Genomic DNA, 21,819 nt, shown 5'->3' with positions numbered 1-21,819 from the left:
TGATGCTACCAACCAGCTATCGCTGAAGCGTTACCTGCCGTCGCCGTTGCCCTGACACCCGATCCACCGCTATCTCCACTGGATGCGTTTACGGATGTTCTCGTTTCACCCGAGGCGCTTACACCTGCGCGCGCTGATGTCCCGGAACGCCCTTCGGCGCTGGCAGAGGCCCGGTCTGGCGCTTCGGATCGCCCGCTTTCGCGGGCCGCCGACACCTCAGAACGACCTTGTTCCGTTTGCCGCCGCGCTTCGCGCCGCTCTGGCCTTTCAGATTCAATCTTTGGGGCCTGAGCCTGTCTGCCCGAACACCCTTCTGCACTCACCCGAAACGGTGGCAGCAGTTGCGTTTGCGAGCGTATGAAGGGGAAACCACCTTTTAGCGCTTTGTCATACTGCTCCTTATCTATCGGGCGCCCCACCTGACCGCCCGAACCGGTCGCAAAGAGACTGCACTGTCGGCTTGCCGACCGGCACGACCCGCGTCGGCCGCACATCTGAACGGTGCCCTCGATAACCAGCATCGCGCTTTGGCTGCCGGATGTAATCCACATATCAAATGTCGTTCCCCGCACGGCCATGGTGGCATCGGGCGTTTTGATCGAATAAGCGCGCTTTCTGCTTTTGCCCGAAATGAAACGGAAACTGCCGCCCAGCGCCTGCACGGTGAAGTTTTTTGCCTTCCTATTGCCTCGCAGCATCGAGACATCCAGGATCATTCGAGCGTTCGGACCAACCGCAATCTTGGTTTCATCTACGAACACCAATTGAACCACGCCTGATCTGTCGGTCGAAATAGTATCGCCTGAAACAACATCCATCCCTTCACGCAAGCGTATCTTTTTACCGGCCCGGATAATATCCGCGCCCGGTTTAGCACTGAGCACTTTTCCGATTGATGCGATGGCCGACGCAGGCAGCGTCGCTAGAACCAAGAAAACACAAAACAATTTCAACCAGACCAAACCCAAGTCCCCTTCCCCCAAAAGGTACCTACCAGGGTGCCAAACACCCCACGCCCGATATCTGTCGCCTCAGAAAGCTAAATCTGAATAGTTATTAGAGCCTTAAAACTAGACAAATATGCGCCAGAACAGGTGGAGTTGGCAAGGTTTTGCATGTTTTTCAGCATTTCGGGGGTTTCGCACCCCTGCTTCCGGTAGCCCCAGCGCTCCTTCTTGTGGGTTTGATCATCGGTATTCAGAAAAATTTTCCAGACATAGAAAATCGCCTTGTATCTGGATGACAGGCAAGGATATACCGGCCAGCGGAGACGTGGCCGAGTGGTCGAAGGCGCTCCCCTGCTAAGGGAGTAGGCGGGAAACCGTCTCGAGGGTTCGAATCCCTTCGTCTCCGCCACTAAACTGCTCATATCATGGGCATTCTTCTGGAAAAAATTCATTATTTCAGGCGCGTAAGGTTTATTTAACCAACGCCTGCCAGTGTTTCCCGCATGAAATCCCGCATAGAATCCCGCATGAATGCGGAATTTGAAGGAGTGCACTGCTATGGGCGTCACATTGGATCGAGGCCGCTATTATTTCGTAATGAATGTCCCAAAACATCTGTTTGGCAAAGTACTGGGCAAGAGTGGGCAGCCCGTAAAGCAGATCAGGCAAGCACTCCGAACAGCGGATTTGAGTGTGGCTAAGCGCAAAGCTTTTGAGCTCGAAGAACTAAAAAGAGCTGAATGGCAATTCTTGGCATTGGGCGAAGAAGCTCTGGCATACGAGAAATACCAAGCAGCCAAAAAGATCTCAGAAGCGCATGGTTTTGACTATGTTCCAAGCGATGTGTTGTTGAAGAGAACCTTTGACGAGAACCTGCCGCGCCTGATGGCAGCAGCAGGAACAGTGTGCTCGCCCCAGCCGCCAGAGGTCGTTGGGGCGCTTCTGGGTAGCGTGGATGTCGCTCTGCCCCCACTGCGTAAAGTTCTCCAAGAATATGCCGAACTCACAAAGACACGACATATGCGCAAGTCGGATCAACAGCGACATCTTTGGTGGCTACCTCGAGAGCGAGCTGTCTCGAATTTCGAAAGAGCAGTTCCCAAAAGAAGGGCTGCAGGCATCGATAAGATCACACGCGAGGATGCGTTGTTGTTTCGAGAATGGTGGTCGAGGCGGGTTCAATCAGGGGAAACCCGAGCGGAGACCGCTAACAAAGACTTTGGCCACCTCTCTCAGGTTTTTCGAGAATGGTGCGAGCTTAAAGGGCACCATTCTCTTGAAAACCCTTTTGCTCGGTTGCGGTTTGACAAATCAGTGGATCCCCTGATTTCCAGACCTCCATTTTCAAAGGAGTGGGTAAAGACGAAGCTACTAGCGACCGATGCATTTAGAGGGCTGAACGCTGAAGCAGCAGATACACTATTGGTGCTTATCAATACAGGTTTGCGTCCCTCAGAGGTACTATCCTGTCCACTAGAAGACTTTTGTCTCGAAGGCGAAATCCCATTCATTCGCGTGGCCGCTCACGGACGTGAACTGAAACAACGACACTCTGCGCGCGATATTCCACTTTTGGGAGTATCATTGGAAGCTGTAACGCGTATCGTCCGCCGAGGTGGTATCAAAAGATACGCTCACAAGGCCAACGCCTGGTCCGGAGTCGTTAACAAGCACTTGGAAACGAACGGTTTGAAAGAGACACCGCGGCACACGGTATATAGTTTGAGGCACTATGTCGAAGATGCACTGTTGAGTGCAGGGATCGATGATAGAGTGCGCGCAGATATCTTGGGGCACAAGTATGCCCGTCCAATCTATGGAACTGGCGGAGGTTTAAGGATGCGAAAAGAAGCGTTGGCAAGGATCGCATTTTAGGTTGGCAACGAACCTCTCTGTAACAAATTATCAATATAATCTGCTATTATTTGATCGTTGCATACATACACGGAGGTCATTCATGACACCACTTGCAACGAAAGAGCTCACTCAGACCAGAAAACTCGGAAGTCGAATAATCTTGCGATTAACGACCGTCTGACTTTCTGTCCAGTTTCTCCATTGGATGCGCATCGTTCTTCAAGCTTTGTTCATGCCTTGAATGAACTTACGTCTGGGCGCAGGCAACTACCCGCAGTGGCCAACGGGCACTGACGTAATTCGCACATCGAACTACGCTTAAAATTGAAGGAATCAAAAAATGTCTATGAAAATAGGCAAGGGCGAAGCTGTGTCTGAAACCTTTGTTTCAAACCAATTTGCGACTGCCGCAAAAAACTACCCGAATAGCGAAGCACCAGAGCCCCTTCTACGCCAAAGAGACCTTGGACTAGCTCTACCCGAAGATGATCTTGGTGCATTGCGGGAAGCCACTGATGCGATAGCATTCCTAACTGATGCGCCTATCGAAATTGCGTTCCAGTCGGTTTTGGCGATGGCCTCACTTGCGACGCAGCATATCCGGGACGTCGAAACCTTGGCTGGTTCAGCACCCTTGAGCTTGTTTCTGCTTACCATTGCATGTTCTGGAGAAAGAAAATCGTCTTGCGACAAACTCGCATCCAAGCCGATTCAGGACTGGGAAGAAGCTCAAGCCCCGGCCTACGAAGACGCTCGAAGAGCATACGAATTCGAGCTGTCCATATACGAAAACATGAAGCGACAAGCGCTGAAGGCACAGACGGAGGAGGGTTGCGTCGTCGAAAACGCCGCCCCTCAGTCGCCTGTTCCACCTGTCGTGCCTCGAAAGCTACTGCCTGATATTACATTTGAAGGCGTTCTTCGCCATTTCGAGGACGGCGATCCCTCGATTGGTATCTTTGCCGACGAAGGTGGCCAGTTCTTTGGCGGACACGGTATGGGCAAGGACAATCAGCTCAAGACCGCAGCCGGGTTGTCAAAACTTTGGGACGCAGCTCCCCTAAACCGGACCAGAGCTGGATCCCCACAAGTCACATATCGGCGCAGGCGCGGAGCTCTTCATTTAATGATTCAACCAGGTATCGCAGAAAGTGTGTTGCGAAACGATGTTCTACGAGATCAGGGGCTTCTTTCTCGCATGCTTATCTCGTGGCCCCAAAGCCGAATAGGCAAACGGCTCATTGTCATTTCCGATGACTATCTTGAAAAGCGGCGTTTAGCCGAAAGTAAGCTTGCCAAATACCATCATGAATTGGCTTCACTTCTGCGCCGATCCAAAGATACCGGTGCAAGTCACTTGGAGCTTGAGCCGCGAGTATTGCGTTTAGATCCTGATGCAAAGGCACTCTTGATACGATTTGCAAACAAAGTTGAAACCCAACAACTTCCAAATGAATCTCTATCGCACATAACTGGCTTTGCATCCAAGGCAGCCGAGCAAGCAGTACGAATTGCCGGTGTCCTAGCGGTTTTTTCTGATCCAGACACAGAATCTTTGTCCATTCGCGACATGGAATGCGGGATCAAACTCGCTTCTTGGTACATTGCAGAAGCTCAGCGGCTCTTGGATGCAGGTCCGGTTGATAAATCATTGGAGCTAGCACAGGAGCTGCTTGATTGGCTAAAGGCGCGGTATCCAATCGAACCTTTCGACAAGCGAACGATTGTAAGATTTGGACCAGGTGTGATTAGGGATACCAAAACTGTAGAACGCCTGTTGCGCGTTCTGGCAGATCATCGGCACGTTCGTAAATTGCCAATAGGAACAATGATCAATGGTCGTGAGACCCGTGAAGCATGGGGGCTTTGCCACTATGAGTAAGCTGTTCAGTTTTGACCTTGATGAAGATGTTTTGGATACGCGTGTATTGCGTGTACCCAGTCAAAATCAAATCAATTCTCCAAATCCGGCCATAACGAACTCAACAGTCGATTACGGTGTCTGCCGCAAAGGGCTTTTGCAGCAGCGGTCGCAAATGTCGCTTGTCGCAAAATACATGGCTCTAGATCCGGTTGCACTTCACGCATTCGAGGAGAGAGCTGCAATATTGGAATTTGATCAGGGGTTATCAAGGGAGGAGGCTGAATTGGAGTCGTTCAGGAGGGTTATGAAAGAATATCAGGAGACGACCTGACGGCATGGGTCCTTCTCGTTGGATGTAACGTGGGTATGTTTGCGTCCCGTTGTTCTGGTCAGTATCGAAGAATTGACGAGTGGGCCTTTTCATTGGGGTTGTTGATATGCGGGAGGACAACGAAACGCCGCGCCACGAATGCGCTCGGTTATGGGGCCTGAACGTAACGTGAGTGCAGTGTATTCGATGCTTTAGGCAGTCGTGACGCGCAGATCAACGAAGCTATTAGTTGCTGTGCGCCGCGAATTCATCCGCGCCGATTAGGTGGCCGAGGCGGAAGCCCAACGAAAGAGCTCAACAATATGATGTTGGTCGCGGCCGCGCCCGCGTCTGATTTCGGAGTAGGATCGAGCCGATAATTAAGCGAGCCACCTCAATTTCTAACAGGAGTACACAATCAACAATCTGTTTGAGGCAGGGCAAACTCCCGTAGATGATCCGACTAATAATACGGTCCGTGTCTCTCCATCCAACGACCCCGAAACGAGTTTCATCGGCATCAGCCTTTATGTCTGGGGCGCTAGTTCAGTGAGCTTCAAAGCGGCCGCAGGTGTAACTTGGCCCTCCGCATCCGCTACGGGCGGGTCAATTGACTGGATTTGTGTGGTCGATAACCGTGACTTAATGGAATTAGCTTCGGGCTTTTCGGTCAATCTCCCGTTTGAATCGCAGTACGGAAGCAGTCCCCCCAAAAAAAACAAACGGAACTACCAACCAGCTTTTAGAGCCGCCAACAAACAAGGTTTGTAGGGAATGCACGTCGATTCCATCAGGTTTGGCTGCCATAGCCTGCGCATCCTGAGCGAAAAGGTAGACCCAACAAACGACGGCCATAAAAGCAATAGACCAGCATAGCAACGAGACTGGTTTGTTCAATTTTCTAAGTTTCACTGCTGCCCCTTTTTTCCCTTCAATTAGCCCTGCGAAAAATGCTTGTCAATGAAACCCCGGGACTCCGAGAGGGCGCGTCACTTCTTGTTTTTTTGGCCGGTTTCAGACGTGGTCTGTGCAGTCTTCCCGGCCTCGCCGCACACTTTCCCCGTTTTCTGCACGTTCTAGGTCACCATTAAATCGCCGGTCCGAGGATCGAGGCCAATCACCAAAAAAAATCAGTGGAACAGAGGGGGCCTTGAGGGGCGAAAACACACACGAAAAGATGTTTCGGGGCAACGGTTGACTAACCGTTGACTGTCAAATGGACAACAAACTTTCGAGCAGGCTTAAGACTGTGAACGCTACCTTGAGCCCGACCTATTGAACTCGACCAAACACGCTGATGAAGGGCGTCGTTTTACCTCGATTGCCCTTTCATCATGTTGCGCATCGAGGAGATTTTTAGGGCAATTAGCTTTTTGGGGCTTGGGCAGACAAAAATAGCTCGTCCGGTTTGGTATTCCCGTAGAGTGTCTTTGCTCGCTCTTTCTGCCATTTCTTGATGCGATCTTTTCGAGCACGCGTGTACAAGCCGGCAAAAGTTTTCCAACGATTTTTTGTTTCGTAGATGCTTCCATCGTACTCATTGCGAGCATCAATGATTTTTGCAGCCAAGACGAAATTAAGCCAAAATTCTTCAGGATTTCCGGCATTCCACATCGCATTGACCCAGTGCTCGGACCAAAGGGCTTTGTTTTGCGATTTCCTCGCAGCTTTGATTGATTGGCCTAGGAACCCCACTGAAAGATCGAATTTCTCAAGTATGGGTTTGAAGCTGGTTACTTGTTTTGAAAATCCAGCAATGGTGATACCTAGAGCAATATCTATTGGGCGTTTTGAACACATTAAGTCGCTCGCATATCCCAGAATGAAGTTGCTGGCCCCAAATCGTTCGGCAGCGAGAACTTCGAGGGCTATCTGATCATCAGAAACACAGTACGAAATTCGCTTCTTCCAAAGCATCTCAATGTTTGGGCTTTGCGAGCAGGACCAAACTGCCTTGTGCTCCAGCGACAAGCCATCGGGGTAAACCCGGCGAACAAAGGATCTCGAAGCAGCCGCTTTATCAAGTAGTCGAATTGCTCTGTCTTCGTCACGCGATATGATTGTAACAGCAACCAAGAACGCGAAGTCTTTGAACCAAGGAAATTGTTGATCTGTAAGCTGTTCTAGAAGTTTCGCCCATTGTATGCTGATGTCGTCCTGGTCGACCAACAACCCACAAAAGCTGTCAAAATCAACTTGCTCAGCCAACAACAAGATGTCTTTGTCTGCAAGCATGCTTTCCATTTCATCAAAGAGCTTATGATTACGCTTTTGACGTTTCTGAAAATCTTCATCGGTTTCAGGATTGGACAAGTTCCACAATTTGTTTTCTTCGGTATCGGCAGCCAAACGTTCTTCAATTGAACGGAAACTATGAACAACGTGATCGTTGGGTTCAATTGTTACTTCAACTGGCGCTGAGTAAAGCTCCTCCGATGCTTCGACTGCCTTTCTAAGTCGCTTATCAAGCAGCTTTAGGATTGCATCGGTTATGTGTTTACCGATTCTACGTTCTGCCAGGTAAAAGGACTCAGGCGCGATGCGCGTGATGATCTCGTCGAAATTCGTATCACCTTGTACCACAGCATCGACTAAGAGAGCAGAACCGTACGAGCTTTCATAACTTTTTGATGTTTTGCCTTCAGGAGAAGTCCATGAGCTAGCTAGATGCTTCTTTCGCAAGCTCTTGTTGTCGGTAACAAGCGCGATTTCAAAAACCACTGCCCGAACAAGTTGATTTTCACTATTTGCAAATCCTGCAATTGCTCTTTCCAGCTCAGGGCTCAAACTTTCGTAGGTATGCGCGACAAGCGATAATACGCTGAATGCGGCATTCACGTCGCCGCACTTTCGCGCAGCGGCTAGCGCCTCAAGAACAGCCTGCGCTGGCGGTTTTTTGAAGCTAGGAATGCAATCCAGCGAATAGTGTCCTGCCAAGCTTTCGGCCGTCAAGAGTTTGAGCTGCTCTTCGCCTGTGAGCTGGTGCAGTGCAAACACTGTCATGTAACATTTGACAGTTTTTAGCTCGGCGTCTTGCAAGGAGTCGAGTTCACGTTCTTCTTGAAGCCGTTTGGAGAGTTCGAGTGCACTATCTCGGTCTAAGAGCGGGGAGAGGTAGGATGCGCACAGGGCTATTTGGCGTAGTGGTAAACCGGCCCGTGTTGTGATGGAGCTGCAAAACTCTCTGCTCTTTGCTACAGCTACTTCCGGTCCAAAACGGCTTACCGCGCACAAAGAATCTTGGAAGTTCATGTCTTCTATTGCACGCCCCATGCCATTTAAGAGCTTGTCTGTCTCGATCTCTGAAAAACTCTGAATCGTAGTGTTTACATTATCAGGTTTTTGGGAATTCGGATCGCAAGGGTCGCATTCACATATTTGTTTGCGGCGGGAGAAAGAATAGCTAGGAACATTTAGTTCCTTTCTGAGCGCTTTGGCGATTGTATGTGCTTCTTTTGAGTGTTCCTCCTTTCCTGTGGCATACAACATGCGAACGAGTGACCATTTCCCGGCACGTGAAGTCTCATCGGCCCTAAAGGGTTTCACAGCCAATATGAACGCCTCTCCTGCATCAACCGGATCTATACGATTAAAAAGAGTAAGTTGGTCGAGGGATTTCGCGGCTCGATGAACACTATGGTCGAGGTGAAGCCCAAAACTAAGAGTAGCAAAACTTTCAGCCCAAGGGGCGAGCTTCTCGCCCGCCAGGAGCTCCAGAGATTGAGTGAGAAGGCTGTCAGTATCGCCCTTAACTTTAAAACAAGTCTCAAAAATTTCACGCTCATGGTCCGAGAAAGAAACTATCGCGGCATCAATCTGTTCCTGTCGCGCTCTTGCACGTTCTTCGTCTTTTTTGTTGCTTTGCCCATACTTGGTCTGCTGATCTTGAGCATCTATGTTGATATGACGCAGCCATTCAAAGATTGCTTTTTCGACTAGGGGTTTTGTGGCTGCAGATTTAAGCATCTGCCTTATTGCTTCCACAAGCCACCGTTCGTTTATCGGGTGACGCCATTCCAGAAGTTTGTACTTGGCTGCAGCAAGTGACGCTTCGGGTTGTCTTTGAATTACATTGTAAAACTGCGGGTACGCGTCTTCATCAAGGTTTTGCAATTCGCAAAACGCATTCACCAGAGAAGCGAAAACAATTGGGTCGTTTCTCTCAGGATCGAGCGCACAAACATGCAATGCTGCTAAGACGATGCGGCTTGTTTGATCAAGTGCTCCAATAGGCTCGATTAACGAAGCGACGCGTGAAGCAAGCTCTTCAGAGTTCGATGTTGACAGCAATACCTTATCGAGGAGCGCAAAGCCGAGAGCGAGCGATAGTCCTTCTTCGTTCAGTATATAACCACCACTCGGGCCCTTAACAGAATGAAAAAATCGAGTTTCCTTTACCGCTCTTAAACTGTCCTCAAAAACTATATCCTGTCTAGGCTGTTTGTTTGCCTCATCCGACATTGTTTCCAGAAGCCGCCCAGCAGCCTGACTTAGCATATAGCAAAGATCGTCAGGGGACTGGGCCTCAAAACCGTCGACCTGTGTTCTCCTGATGTGTTCGAAAAGTAGCCCTTCAACTGTAAGACCCGTCCAAGCCGCCGGATTATCACGCGGTAAAGTGGAGACCGCTATACCAAGCAGTCTTGGGTTGAGAAGGCTGTTTAGGGTAGTTTTATCGAGGGTCGACGGATCTATTTCGGCCGCTCTCAGTATTTGATTGCGTTCGTCGGCACTCCAATTTCCGACAGTTATTCTTTGAGAGCTATCGAAGCCGCGTTGAACGTGGCGTTGAAAAAACTTGGGCCTCGAAGTAACAAGAAGTTTGCCACCCAGATCTTCAACATAGCCTTCTAGGGTTTTGAGAATACGATCCCAAGGTAGAGCTGGCCTTTGGTTTATCCCGTCCACTACGAGCAAGAAACTCTCGGAAGGCGAATTGCCCTCCCAGGCTGCTAACCTACGCTTCCAACGCACGAGGTTCGCATGAGCATTTTCGGTTTGTGTAGCGAACTCGTGCGTGACAAAGTCCTCAATTTTTGTTGTGTCGAATTCTTCGAACTTCTCTGCGCTGATAAGGAGTGCAAGCCCACCAAACTCATAAGCGACTTTTGCAGCAATCCAGCTTTTTCCGACACCTTCAGTACCTAGCACAACGCAAGTTGTCGAATTTGAAATTGCCGTTTCAATTTTGTACTGTGTTGTCTTTCGAGTTAGCACCGGAGTTTCGGCTTGGAGGGGCGCGGTGGGCTGCCCTAAACGAGAACGAGCTTTATTCTGAGACGAGAGCGTTGCTTTAAACCAGGATTTGTTGGCAGCGATGGCCTGTTTGCGGGAAATTTCCGAGGCCGAAAACTCAGCAATAAGCTTTTTCCATCGTGCTTGCGCTTCCGCATTTACTCTTAGTTGCTCTAGCACCCCTTCGATTTGCTTCTCTGTTGAAGTCGCTGACGTTCGTTTGGCGATCCAGCCCGCAATGTCTTTCCCCGCATTCGCAAGTGTAACAGCCAATGTTGGAAGTGAAATCTCATTCCAATCGAGCACTAGTGTAGAAATACCATGTTCCTCGCCTGCACTTAGCAAGTCTTGAACGAGCTGGTTTTGGACTCCTGTCGTGGCGCCTAGTACCCAAAGGATTTCTGCTTCATTTTTTCTACGGGCAAGATCGGAAATCTTGGAGAGAACCATCTCCCGTGGGATGTTGGAGGAATACCGTTTAGCCTCGAAGCAAACAGGATTGAGTCGGTCTTCCCCTTGACCGTCAACACCAAACTGAAATCCACTTGCTGCGAGCCGCATCGGGCTCCCAGAAATCCGGGCCAGCGCCAAAGCCAAGAGCCCTTCAAAACCGTCTTTTCCTGTCGGTTTCAGATTCTCTAAAGCAAGCTTGAGTGGCTCTAAGTTCATAAATGGAACGCCTAGTTGTTTGTCTACACTGAAGTTTTTTAGCAAATTTCTCGGGAAGAGAAATACTCTGAATCGATTCAATCTAACGGTTATCGATTTAGAGTAAGTGCAGAATTCAAGAGATCACTAAGCTGTTCTGAGTAGTCGAAGAATCTGTTTTATTCCTTTCGCATTCTAATCATGGCTATATGGCTACAAGCATTCTTCAAAGAAGACAGCGGCGATTGAAGGCCGAAGAGTCAAAGCTGCTAAGTTTGACTCTTCAAGCTTATGCAGCATTACTAATCGACCACTTTGTCATTCGATGAATAGGTCTCATATGCTTCCAGCATTCGTTCAGTGTATTCGAGCGTGCTACTAGTTACCTCGCCTATCCCAGCCCAAGCGAACGGCGGAGAAGTGAGTTCTACGTCTTGAAAAACTTGAACACCTAACAACTTTGCCACTGAAAGTGCTTGGATCGGTTCCTTCCCCTCTGGCCAATAGTCAGTTTCAAACGAAATCCAAACGTCGTTTTCTTCATCGACGCTGATGTCTGCCAGCAGGGCGCCCAGTCGTTCACCAGCATTAGTCGCATCATCAAGCAATGCGCTTCGGATTAGAAGCGAGATCTTATGACTGTTAAGGTCGAGTTTTGGGCGCATAGGAACAATCTTTACAGTTGGTATTTCGGATGGATTGCAAGCGTCAAGCTTAATGGGCTTGGGTTGCTCATCCTTTGCATCAAGCCAGAATGGGATTTCATAGATGTCTATTGGGGGGGCTCCACATGCCGGGCAATGCCAAAGGTTCTGGGCAATTTGTGGCCCTGTGATCTTACCGTTGCAGTGCAAACAAAACCAAGTATTTGCTTCGATACTTGCTCCATTCTCGTCTCGGAAAAAAGGATGCCGGACGTTGCCATTTGCATCTGGTTTGGTCGACCGTCGAGACCAATCTGTCGCAAGCTTGGCGTGAATTCTTGCTGATTGCTTCCGAGCGATCTGAAGCGCTTCTTCCAATACTCTGGGAACAGTCATTGGGTTTGAAGCAATAGTCCGTTCGTCTATTTCGACGTAAGGAGCTATATTTGGGGCTTCAGGGATGCATATGTGCCAACCTTCTCCCGACATATGAACATCGCCGAGAGATGCCGTTATCTCGTAGGCATGCCCTTCAACCTTGCCATGCAAGAGTTTCTCGTACGAAGCCAAAGCACCGAGACAATCATTGTTCGCTTTAGAACTTGCAGTTGTCTGATTTACGAGGGCCTCTACAGCCGATAGGCCTTCGGAGCTTGGCTTCCAACCTTTCTTGGTTTCAGCAATCAAGGCATTCCAGTGCTTAAAACCAAACTCAACAGATACAAAGTCGAGAGCCTTATACTGTTCTATTCTAGTTGCTCGAGCGTAACGTTTCGCGAGGCTCTTGAGCTTCAAAATTTCATGGGTATTTTTCATGATCCGTGTCCAAATTGGATCCGACTAGGTGCCCGCTGCTAATCGAACTTCGCCTATTGCGAGTAGTCCGTTTGCTATATTTGGACGCTGCATAGCTTCGCGTGGCGGGCACACCGGCCTGCGATAAGGCCTTCAATACACTAATTTTATTTCATGTTCTCGTCAAGCCAGTCAAAACAAACTCTTGATGGACAACCATGGCAAGGCAAATGGCATAGTCTATGCTGCCTAGTGGGGCCTGGTGTAAAAAACACGTTGCTCTCACTCAGACCATTTATCGTTTGGTGACACTAAATGATTTCGCCACCGATTCACCGGACTGCAGAGTCTCAAAAAAGTGCCAGACAAATACAATCGAACGAATATACGAGTACGGTGTCCCAGATTTGGGGAGTAGCTTCTTCGAGATTGCTAGTCGTAACATAGTGAAGCCCAACAAATTTGGCTTTTTGACTAGAGTCTTATTGGCTCGAATTTCCGAAGCGGCCGGATCTGCAAAATTCGCTCTTTAGTAATAACCTCAGCGCTGGCCTGCTGCGACCTGCCCAAATTCTAAAATGGTGGAGCGTTTCAACTTGCTTCCAAATTTACTCAACTGACCGAGCAATATCATTGGCTGGCGGCCTCAGCTATCCAAACTGCTAACGACGAAACCAATAACAATGATGTCGCGATGAAGGTCATAAAAAAACTGGAGGCAAGTTTTATCAAAACTAGCGTAACAATTTGATACGCTCCTGGAGGGCCATCGCCGCCGGTACACCACGCTTAGAAAGGTGTGCCGCAGTTTCGAGCAGAGCACCACGTGCCAAAGCGTCTGTAGCCAATTCGCGGTAGTTTTGGTTGATAGAAGTATTCACAAGTTCACTCAATGCGTCTCCAGTTCTGTCGCGATACCACTCCTTGATTGGCGCACCTTCTTTGAGAGCAGTTGCTATCCAAGTTAGCCCGACGAGCCGAAGAGGTTCACCAAACGGTGTAACTAGGAATTCGCAAAATCGAGCCAAACAATTTTCTTCATGGTCAAGATGAGCGCTTGCCCATCGCTCGTAAATTTCTCGCATCCGCGCTTGAACACCTGCTGGTAGCATGATCAGGGCGCTTTCATGGCCGAAACCTATGAGGTCGCACAAAAGCTCTTCTCCGTGATACCAAATCCAATCGCGCTGATACCAATCAGCATCGAGCGCGTACTCGACCATCTCCCGCCAGGTTCGCTCAAAAGTGTCAACATCGCACCCATTTCGAATTTGTTGAAACAGGCTTTGGATGAAATGACGTAGCGAATAGTGGGCAGCTGGCCCATGAGATAGCACTGGCATCCAAAACGATTGTGCAGAGCCGTCTTGCACAATGACAGACAACTCCGCCATCTTGGACAATAGATCGTAACCGAGAGTTTGGCTTGGGAGGCCGTATTGTCCGCCTTTGTCGTCTTTCCCGCACGCCCTCTGCTGCAGCACTTCTTGCTCCCAGAGTTGCATGATAAGCAGTTTGTCCTTGGTCCGATCACCCGTCCCGTCACCATTCAAAAGCCAAGCAAAGAGTTGACCAAGTACATCTGGAGCTAGGCCAGTACAACGACTTCGCTCTGGCACGCCAAGCCAGAGTCTTTCGCCTGCCTCATAGAGACGCACCTGCCTAGCGAAATCCAGTCGTTGGTAGCCATTTGTTATGCGCAGCACATCAAGATCTTCGGCATTAGCTTCCGCTCCGCGGAGCTTAAAGCGACGTAGGCGTTCAAGCCAAGCTGCCCATAGTGCTCCGTTGTTTTCTTCGTCAAATTGAGGTTTTAACAGGATGAGCCCAGACCAAAGAAGACCAGCAAACAACAGACGCCACCAAGCATCCGATATTCTCTCTCTATAAGAATGAGCGATTGCGGTGATTGTACCGATCACTTGGGTATCGCCACTTGTTAGCAGCTTGAGAATCTGCCGCTCCCAATGTTCGCTATCAGCGTCATTTTTTACCCAACGGTGCATCGCAGCATATGCCGCGTATTTTAACTTTTCATCGCTGTATCGGACTCTCGCCTCGCGGACGCTTGCTGGAGTATCACCTACCGCACTGATTACATCTTTGACAACTGCCTCGGCTTTCTTGCGTGCGTCGTCGTTGACGGCGATCAATGCTTCACCGTTTACAAGCAGTGCTGCCGAAAGTGCCACGCGACAGGTCGACCGCTGTTCAACTTCAATTTCTTCCGAGTTATCAACGTCTTTGAGTTGGTCGAAAATCTTAGTTGCTTCAGGCTGCGGAAGAGTAACTTGGCTTTGTAACAAACGGTCGCAAATCAAGGGGACCTGCAGAAACACCAGTGGTTTTTGGTTTTGCTCGTTCCAGTTCTTCAACTCGCTATCGAGTTCCTCGGGCGTGTCAAAAACAAACGACTCTTGCTTTGTTTCGTCGTCAACCAGTGACCTGTAATTCGAGCAGTCGAGTTGCGCTATTATTATCTTTAGTTCTAGGGCAAGTTTTGGGTCGTCTGGTAGACGCCAAGTTGGGATCTGCTCCTTTAACGTCGTGGCTATTTTGGAATTCGAGTTAATTTGTTCGACCACATGAGAAAGCAGATGCGACGTGCGGTGCGGTGCTAACCCCCAACTCTTCGCCATCTCGAGTGCGAAGTCCCCAGAACGAGCCCACGCAAGCGTATCAAATTTGCTTTTCGAAGCTGAGGCATGTGCGGAATCCCAGTAGAATACAAGTGGGTCAGTCAAAATCGGCGCAAGGATATCTTCTAGTAGCTCCGGACGGAATTTGGCGACATTTGTTAGCAGCCCAATGAACGCTGACGATGTACTATCGGTCAACAACCGTTCGATGATTCGAGAAATGTCCTTTCCTGCCTTAAGCTGTAGGATCAACCAACGTTCGAGAGCGTCTAGAGCACAGAACAGGTTCCCATTGCGCATCGAATTGCCTTGAACCCAATTGAATACTGTTGAAGAGCCCGTGAACCTCTTTTCTGAACCATCGTTCATTCGCAGCGTTACGCCAGGTGGTGGACCATTCTTATTATCACCTAGTTCTGCAACCCAACGTTGCGTACAAAACTCTACTAATGCGATCAGTGCAGACACCGCCTTTTGTTCTGACGCCTGGAAGAATTGGAAAAAAGGGCTTTTCCAGTAAATGGTAGGGTAGCCATCTCTGGCGAACTTAAGTCCCAAATCAATTTCGTATCGACTTCCGCTCTGGTCGAACGCTGGCTCGTCCTCGACAATTAGTGCGAGAAGCACCTCCGCAGCAACGGAGGGATCGGCCCGCATCAGCGGCATCAGAGTATTGCCGCTGAATGCCGCCTTGCGGAAGTCACTATCTATAGGTCGTTTTCCACCGAGTGGCCACGGAGGTAGTCGCCGACGGCTCGCACCAATCAGTGATGGAACGGCCGGGCTTTTACGCCTCCCTTTTCTCTTTTCGGTTCCTTCCCCACTCTTTTTGAGATCTTCTTGGCGCTTGGCCTGGGCTGAGATTTCGTCTGAAATTCGTTTAGTCACTTCCGCGTCCACATCATGGCGACCGGAAACTTCAAGCGCCCAGGCGGCCACTCGATCAGTTAAATCGCCAGCGCCTGATAATGGCGCTGTGTAAAGGCTCATTTCATCCATGAGATAAATGACTCCGCGGCCTTTTTCGACTTGAACAGATCGAGCCATTGCCAGAGCAATTTCCGCAGCTTCTTTTCTAAAGGAAACTGTTGCTCCATTGGACAACTTGCGTGGCGTACCATTTAGCCAAGTCTCAAGGAGTTGTGCGACGGGCGCGGAAATTAAGCCAGCTAGCCTTTCTCGATGCGCTATCATAAAACGCAGAACAGGGGGCCAAAGGCCAAAAATTACGGTCCTAAACTGGGTCTCTACATAGAGTTCTAGCGAGGCGTCCGCGTCGGCAAACGCCCCTGTTGGGATGGTTCCCATATGCCGGAAGCGCAACATGAGCCGGTTTAACCTTCTGGCATTTTCAGAGAACAATAAATCGGCTCTTTCGGTAAGGAATCGCTCGGCGTCTGGGTCCAAGCAAAGTGAATCTAGTAGTACATCACACGCCAATGTATTTCCGGCACCTTCTGCTTCGTTAAGGGCCTGATCCCATGCCGTCGAGGTTCCTGAAGCTTGCCTGAGAAGAGACTGAGCAAGCATCCGCAAAGCACTTGTCCAAAGTGGGTTGACCGCCAAAGCTGCCCATCTTTGAGTGTCAGTGGCGAATTGCTTGAGATACTGAAAACGCGACCAGTCAGCTGCCAGATCGTGCTCGAACTCTATTCGATTTGTCCGCTCGTTTATGCAGATCGGGAGAGTTTCAGGCCGGTTTTGGAATGAGGCCATCTCTGCGGGGCTAAGTTCTGTGATCGCGAAACTGCGTTCGAATTGCGCCTCGCGTTCAGCAAGACGCATCATCATTGCCTGCACGTCGGCCGCATTTTCAGTCCAGTAGTCCCATAGAATATCAGCAATGGCGCCATGTGAATCCAAACCGCTTATTTTCGATCCTATCGCGGTGCCTGCTTTGGCCACCCAGGCAAAAACGCGGAGATTGGTTAATGCTTTGATTATCTCATCGTGCGCAGCTATCCAACTTAGTGTGGATGTTGCCAAGAGAGCGGCCTTAACCGACGATTCGGTTAGAGGTCCGACCTCGAAGATGAATACATCGGGCGCACGCGCGACGGGCACGGTTTCGCTAACGTTAGACCAGCGTTGATGCTGTGTGGCGACAACCACACGCCACACCGCGTTGGTATTGTCAGCGGAGTCGGGTAATATCTCTTCCAGCAGCTTGCGCGTAACACTATATTCTATCGGGTCAATACGTTCTGCAGAATCGAGGACGAGCAAATTCTGGGCGTTGTTACTGGCGTTGAGCACGCGTTCTAGTTCGTGATGTAGCGGCAGGGATTTGCGTTTCGCGGCGCTTAATGCCACCTGTAGTTGTTCAGGTCCCAACCACACTTGTGTCCAATCCTGGAAATTGTTGTCTAGGGTAGATTTGATGATGGCAGACTTGCCTGCTCCGGAGTCACCAACCACCACAGTAATTAGGTTCGCTCTAATCGCCGATTCGAGCTGATTTTGAGCTTCCGACCGTTTTACGCTATAGCCTGACGAGAACGCAGTTTGGATTCGTGATTTGTGGTCAAGGGTCAGATCGGTGAGCGTCCGCCAATCCTGCGCAAAGTTCGGATGGTCTTGAAACCGAAACTGCTTTCGAAGCTCCGTCCACAGCTCGTCGAGTGTAATACTCCCTGTCTGTATTCTGATCTTACTGCCGACACGGACAAGCTCATTCCAAAGGTTTTCAGCGTCGATTGGATCTGGGTTGGTAAGCAAACGTCGACACTGACTGACTGCGCCATTTTTTAGATCTGAATGATCAAGCTGAAAATCAGCGCTGATTACGTGAAGATGACGAATAAGCTCAACCGTTTCCCGATCTGTTGCATCAGCGGGCGTTGCGGTCGATTTGCGTAGACTGTTGAATATTTTAGATTGTCTGGGTGCGCTTTTCATTCGTTCTAGAGCCAACGTGGCATCGCTGCCCGAGCAGGCGTTCTTTACTTCTTGCCAGTTAGAATCGAAAACTGGATGAGCACCCCGCTTTACTAGGGCAAGGGCGTCCTTGTTCCGCTGCATTGGAGTTGCAGGATTTCGCCACTGATTCCAGACAAGCTCAACGAAGTCGGTAGGTAGCCCACTTTGGGTTACTTGCTGGTTGCCCTTAGCCGATATGGCTAGTCTAGAGACTGTACCGGAATCGTCTGCTGCAGTCACAAGCAAATCATCGATCTGCCAGCCAATCGCTGAAACTTGTGCTTGTATCTGGGTAATTTGACCATTGATGGCCGGAGCAGCTTCTCCAGAGAGCATTTTCACTTGAAGCCAAGCGCTTATTTGGTCCTCAAAATCGAATCCTGCGCCGCTCGTAGACCTCAATGTCGTTACGGGTTGTTTACTGTTACCCACTTTTTGAAACCTCAGCCGTGCTATTGTTGTAGCCATCGATAAACTGTTTCCCAAAATTGGGAAATGTCGTTTCTGATACTTCCGATGGGCAGCCTGAAAGTTTTAACCAAGCCGCCGACCAGCCGTCTACAATTCGATTTCTGGACTACAACGACTATGCAGCTCCCGTCCTTGGCCAAATAAGTTCAAAACTGGTAAAGATCTGGTTGTCGTCGTTGCGCCGAAATAAAACGCTTTCGTCTCTTAGTTGTTTGAGAAATCTGGAAACCAGCTCAAAGAGGAACATAACTTTTAGATCCCGCATAAAATCCCGCATTTGTTCACATTCGAAAAAAGTAGAATCATTTGCATGTAGCTGTTTTCAAATCTTTTTTGGCTACAAGCTGATTTCTATAGACTCCCTTCGTCTCCGCCACCCATACCGGGAATCACCTGCGATGCCCGCCATGGTCTGAACGATCTCATAAAATCATCCCACTGAATTCACGACATTTCACGGGCGTTGCACACTACCATTTCTCAAGGCGGATTGGATCGGTCGCATCAACCATTGCACCCTGATGCAGGAGCTTGTTGCGTTGTCTGCAGTACAATTCAGCCCAGGATGTTGGAGGCGGTGAGATATTTATCTTCATCGCCCTAGAGAGCTCAATTTGGCAACCTGGCGCAATCGACACCCGTTACGGATTCAAAAAAAGGCCGTCCCAACTGGGACGGCCTTTCATTCACTGTCTCTCGAAAGAGGTTCAGGCAGCCAGCGCGGCCTGTGCTTTGGCGACGATCGCGCCGAACGCTTCCGGTTCGTGCACTGCCAAGTCGGCCAGAACTTTGCGGTCCACTTCGATACCGGCCAAGTTCAGGCCGTTAATGAAGCGGGAATATGTCAGTGCCTCGTCATGCGAACGGACAGCGGCGTTGATACGCTGGATCCACAGTGCGCGGAAGTTGCGCTTGCGGTTCTTGCGATCGCGGGTTGCGTACTGGTTGGCCTTGTCTACGGCCTGACGGGCAACCTTGAAGGTGCTCTTGCGGCGGCCATAGTAACCTTTGGCAGCCTTGATGACCTTCTTGTGACGGGCGTGAGTTACGGTTCCACCTTTAACGCGGGACATCTCTTAATCTCCTCTTAGCGGTCGTAGGGCATGTAGCCCTTGACGATCTTGGCGTCGGGGGCGGACAGGGTGGTGTTGCCACGGGCGTCGCGGATGAATTTCTTGGTCCGCTTGATCATGCCGTGCCGTTTGCCGGCCTGGCCAGCAAGGACCTTACCGGTCGCAGTCACCTTAAAGCGCTTTTTGGCGCTCGACTTTGTCTTCATCTTAGGCATTTCCGTCTCCTTTCGGGGTTCGGTTTCAGACGCGACTCGGCATGCCATCTCGGCCGGTCACGCGATCAGAAGCGCCGTTTACGCAAGTTCGATCATACTGGCAAGGGGGTTTGGGCCAGAATCTGCGCTTTTTGCAGGCTGGCTACGCACCGGGGCGACACGCGCCGCCCCGGTGGTTTGGATTAATGTTCGAATTTGCGGATTTCACCACTCTTCAAACGCTCTGCATAAGATGCCAGTTCCTGACGTACCACTTTCATCAGGAAGTAGAGCGCGAAGACGTTCACAACCGCCATGGCAAAGATCGCCGCATCCGAGAAGTCGATAACGGGGCCAAGGTTAGCCGCTGCACCGATGACTACGAAGATGCAGAAGATGACCTTGAACACCAGTTCCTTGGTGTGACCCTCACCAAACAGGTAGGTCCAGGCCTTGAGGCCGTAGTAGGACCAGCTGATCATGGTCGAGAAGGCGAACAGAACTACCGCGATTGCCAAAACGTAAGGGAACCAACTGAACGCGCTGCCAAAGGCGGCTGAAGTCAGGCTGACGCCCGAGTTTCCGTCAACCGTTGCGATGGCATTACCGGCTTCGTTCAGCATATAGTTTCCGGTCTCCGGATCGACGATCAGCTGCTGCGTGATGATGATCACCAACGCGGTCATGGTACAGATCACAACCGTATCAATGAACGGCTCCAGCAGAGACACAAAGCCCTCGGTGATCGGTTCTTTGGTGCGAACCGCCGAGTGGGCAATCGCCGCAGAACCAACGCCCGCTTCGTTCGAGAACGCCGCACGCCGGAAGCCCTGGATCAATGCGCCGACCATACCGCCAGCAACACCAAGACCGGTGAAGGCTCCTGCGAAGATCTGGCCAAAGGCCCAACCGATCTGATCCGCGTTCATCAGGATGATCACCAGCGCCGCGGCCACATACATCACGCCCATGAAAGGAACGACTTTCTCAGTCACGCGCGCGATGGATTTCAGGCCGCCCACGATCACTGCAAAGACGATGCCTGCAAAGACCAGGCCAGTGATCCAGCCCGGGTAATCTCCGACGATGCCTGCGATTTGCTGGTGTGCCTGATTGGCCTGGAACATATTGCCCCCACCCAGCGCACCAAGTATACAGAAGATCGAGAACAGAACGGCCAGGATTTTACCGCCCGGCAGGCCCAATTCGTTGAACCCTTTGGACATGTAATACATCGGACCACCCGAAACGGTCCCGTCGTCATATTCGTTGCGGTATTTCACGCCCAGCGTACATTCGGTGAATTTCGACGCCATACCCAGAAGGCCCGCGACAATCATCCAGAAAGTTGCACCGGGTCCACCGATACCGACGGCCACCGCCACACCGGCGATATTACCGAGGCCGACCGTGCCAGACAGAGCTGTGGCCAGCGCCTGAAAGTGGCTGACCTCACCCGCATCATTGGGGTCAGAATAGTCACCTTTCACAAGGCTGATCGCGTGGCTGAAGAAACGCAGTTGCACGAAGGCAAAGTAAAGCGTGAAGACGGTCGCCGCGACCACCAACCAACCCACGATCCATGGGAAGCCGGTGCCTGGAAACGGAGCAAAGATAAAGCTGACGAAAGGACCTGTGAAATCAGCGAAGGCCTGGTTAATTTTATCGTCCAACCCGACCGCCTCCTGTGCGGCAGCGGGGCTCGCAACCAGAGCGGCAAGTGCTGCCAGACTCAGTTTGTTCTGAATATTCATCATAATCTCTCCCCTCAGTTCACGACCGTAACCGGAACATCGGCGTGCATGACAAGGTTCTGGGTCGAACTGCCAAACAGGCGTTTTTTGAACCCATCTGCCGAGGCCCGTCCCACAACGATCTGGGAGCCACCGTTTTCAACCGTGATTGCATTCAGCGTTTCCGCCACATCTCCGTGACGGACGATGCCGCGCGCCTCGAATCCTGCAGCCTTCAACGCTTCGACCGCTGGCTCGATGATCCGTGACGTGGCTAACGCAACCTCTTCTTCGCGCCGTTTGTGGCGCAGGGCGTTCTCTTCTGGTGTCTGGAATGTGAAAGGAGACCATTCGATGACATAAACCGCCAGAAGCTCGCATGAACCGATACGCCCGGCCAAGTCTTTGGCAAAGGCGATCGCGCGTTCTCCGGTTTCTGTCCCGTCCAGTCCTATGACAATTTTCGTTGTCATGCCGTTCCTCCGTTATT

Annotated in this window: 11 protein-coding genes and 1 tRNA gene; 4 read left to right on the top strand and 8 right to left on the bottom strand. The window is 50.5% G+C overall.

The window, feature by feature from the left end; all coding sequences use genetic code 11:
- Nucleotides 1–5 precede the first annotated feature (5 nt).
- Nucleotides 6–932: a FecR family protein gene (locus ACR0I1_RS14800; RefSeq protein ID WP_480707047.1), complete on the bottom strand. Its 927-nt coding sequence runs from the start codon at nt 930–932 to the stop codon at nt 6–8.
- A 334-nt stretch (nt 933–1,266) separates the two neighbouring features.
- On the opposite strand from ACR0I1_RS14800, the gene ACR0I1_RS14795 reads away from it, so the two are divergent.
- The 4 genes from ACR0I1_RS14795 to ACR0I1_RS14780 all read left to right on the top strand — a co-directional run bounded on the left by ACR0I1_RS14795 (nt 1,267) and on the right by ACR0I1_RS14780 (nt 4,999).
- Nucleotides 1,267–1,356: transfer RNA gene (locus tag ACR0I1_RS14795), tRNA-Ser, on the top strand.
- A gap of 149 nt (nt 1,357–1,505) precedes the next feature.
- Entirely contained in the window at nt 1,506–2,822 is a 1,317-nt protein-coding gene (locus tag ACR0I1_RS14790; protein WP_480707045.1) for a tyrosine-type recombinase/integrase, read from the top strand.
- 322 nt (nt 2,823–3,144) lie between these two features.
- A complete protein-coding gene (locus ACR0I1_RS14785) occupies nt 3,145–4,686 on the top strand; it encodes a YfjI family protein (RefSeq protein ID WP_480707044.1) in 1,542 nt (513 codons plus the stop codon).
- Nucleotides 4,679–4,999, top strand: coding sequence for a hypothetical protein (locus ACR0I1_RS14780; protein WP_480707042.1), 321 nt, complete (start codon nt 4,679–4,681; stop codon nt 4,997–4,999). Before ACR0I1_RS14785 ends, ACR0I1_RS14780 begins: the two co-directional genes overlap by 8 nt.
- Before the next feature lie 1,344 nt (nt 5,000–6,343).
- On the opposite strand, the gene ACR0I1_RS14775 is transcribed toward ACR0I1_RS14780, so the two are convergent.
- The 7 genes from ACR0I1_RS14775 to ACR0I1_RS14745 form a co-directional block, all read right to left on the bottom strand.
- Nucleotides 6,344–10,882 carry a hypothetical protein gene (locus ACR0I1_RS14775; RefSeq protein ID WP_480707041.1) on the bottom strand — a complete coding sequence of 1,513 codons (4,539 nt, stop codon included), beginning with the start codon at nt 10,880–10,882 and terminating at the stop codon, nt 6,344–6,346.
- Between the two features lie 281 nt (nt 10,883–11,163).
- Nucleotides 11,164–12,321, bottom strand: a complete 1,158-nt coding sequence (locus ACR0I1_RS14770; RefSeq protein ID WP_480707039.1) for a hypothetical protein — start codon at nt 12,319–12,321, stop codon at nt 11,164–11,166.
- 713 nt (nt 12,322–13,034) lie between these two features.
- Nucleotides 13,035–18,326 (bottom strand): hypothetical protein, encoded by a 5,292-nt coding sequence (locus ACR0I1_RS14765; protein WP_480707038.1) that lies wholly within the window; start codon nt 18,324–18,326, stop codon nt 13,035–13,037.
- Between the two features lie 710 nt (nt 18,327–19,036).
- Nucleotides 19,037–19,402 (bottom strand): 50S ribosomal protein L20, encoded by a 366-nt coding sequence (rplT, locus tag ACR0I1_RS14760; RefSeq protein WP_008756009.1) that lies wholly within the window; start codon nt 19,400–19,402, stop codon nt 19,037–19,039.
- Between the two features lie 14 nt (nt 19,403–19,416).
- On the bottom strand, nt 19,417–19,617 hold the full coding sequence (gene rpmI / locus ACR0I1_RS14755) for a 50S ribosomal protein L35 (protein WP_010443552.1): 201 nt from the start codon (nt 19,615–19,617) through the stop codon (nt 19,417–19,419).
- Nucleotides 19,618–19,799: 182 nt separating this feature from the next.
- Entirely contained in the window at nt 19,800–21,350 is a 1,551-nt protein-coding gene (locus ACR0I1_RS14750; protein ID WP_170423587.1) for an alanine/glycine:cation symporter family protein, read from the bottom strand.
- Nucleotides 21,351–21,364: 14 nt separating this feature from the next.
- Nucleotides 21,365–21,802 (bottom strand): universal stress protein, encoded by a 438-nt coding sequence (locus ACR0I1_RS14745; protein WP_170395586.1) that lies wholly within the window; start codon nt 21,800–21,802, stop codon nt 21,365–21,367.
- Between the last annotated feature and the right edge of the window lie 17 nt (nt 21,803–21,819).

Source organism: Ruegeria sp. B11, assembly GCF_056539785.1.
The sequence above is the reverse complement of the archived record's forward strand: the minus strand, read 5'-3'. Positions and strand labels throughout refer to the sequence as shown.

Excerpts from the sequence above, each read along its gene's own strand:
- ACR0I1_RS14790 (WP_480707045.1), top strand. The coding sequence starts at position 1,506 with ATGGGCGTCACATTGGATCGAGGCCGCTATTATTTCGTAATGAATGTC.
- ACR0I1_RS14785 (WP_480707044.1), top strand. The coding sequence starts at position 3,145 with ATGTCTATGAAAATAGGCAAGGGCGAAGCTGTGTCTGAAACCTTTGTT.
- ACR0I1_RS14780 (WP_480707042.1), top strand. The coding sequence starts at position 4,679 with ATGAGTAAGCTGTTCAGTTTTGACCTTGATGAAGATGTTTTGGATACG.
- ACR0I1_RS14775 (WP_480707041.1), bottom strand. The coding sequence starts at position 10,882 with ATGAACTTAGAGCCACTCAAGCTTGCTTTAGAGAATCTGAAACCGACA.
- ACR0I1_RS14770 (WP_480707039.1), bottom strand. The coding sequence starts at position 12,321 with ATGAAAAATACCCATGAAATTTTGAAGCTCAAGAGCCTCGCGAAACGT.
- ACR0I1_RS14765 (WP_480707038.1), bottom strand. The coding sequence starts at position 18,326 with ATGGCTACAACAATAGCACGGCTGAGGTTTCAAAAAGTGGGTAACAGT.
- rplT (WP_008756009.1), bottom strand. The coding sequence starts at position 19,402 with ATGTCCCGCGTTAAAGGTGGAACCGTAACTCACGCCCGTCACAAGAAG.
- rpmI (WP_010443552.1), bottom strand. The coding sequence starts at position 19,617 with ATGCCTAAGATGAAGACAAAGTCGAGCGCCAAAAAGCGCTTTAAGGTG.
- ACR0I1_RS14750 (WP_170423587.1), bottom strand. The coding sequence starts at position 21,350 with ATGAATATTCAGAACAAACTGAGTCTGGCAGCACTTGCCGCTCTGGTT.
- ACR0I1_RS14745 (WP_170395586.1), bottom strand. The coding sequence starts at position 21,802 with ATGACAACGAAAATTGTCATAGGACTGGACGGGACAGAAACCGGAGAA.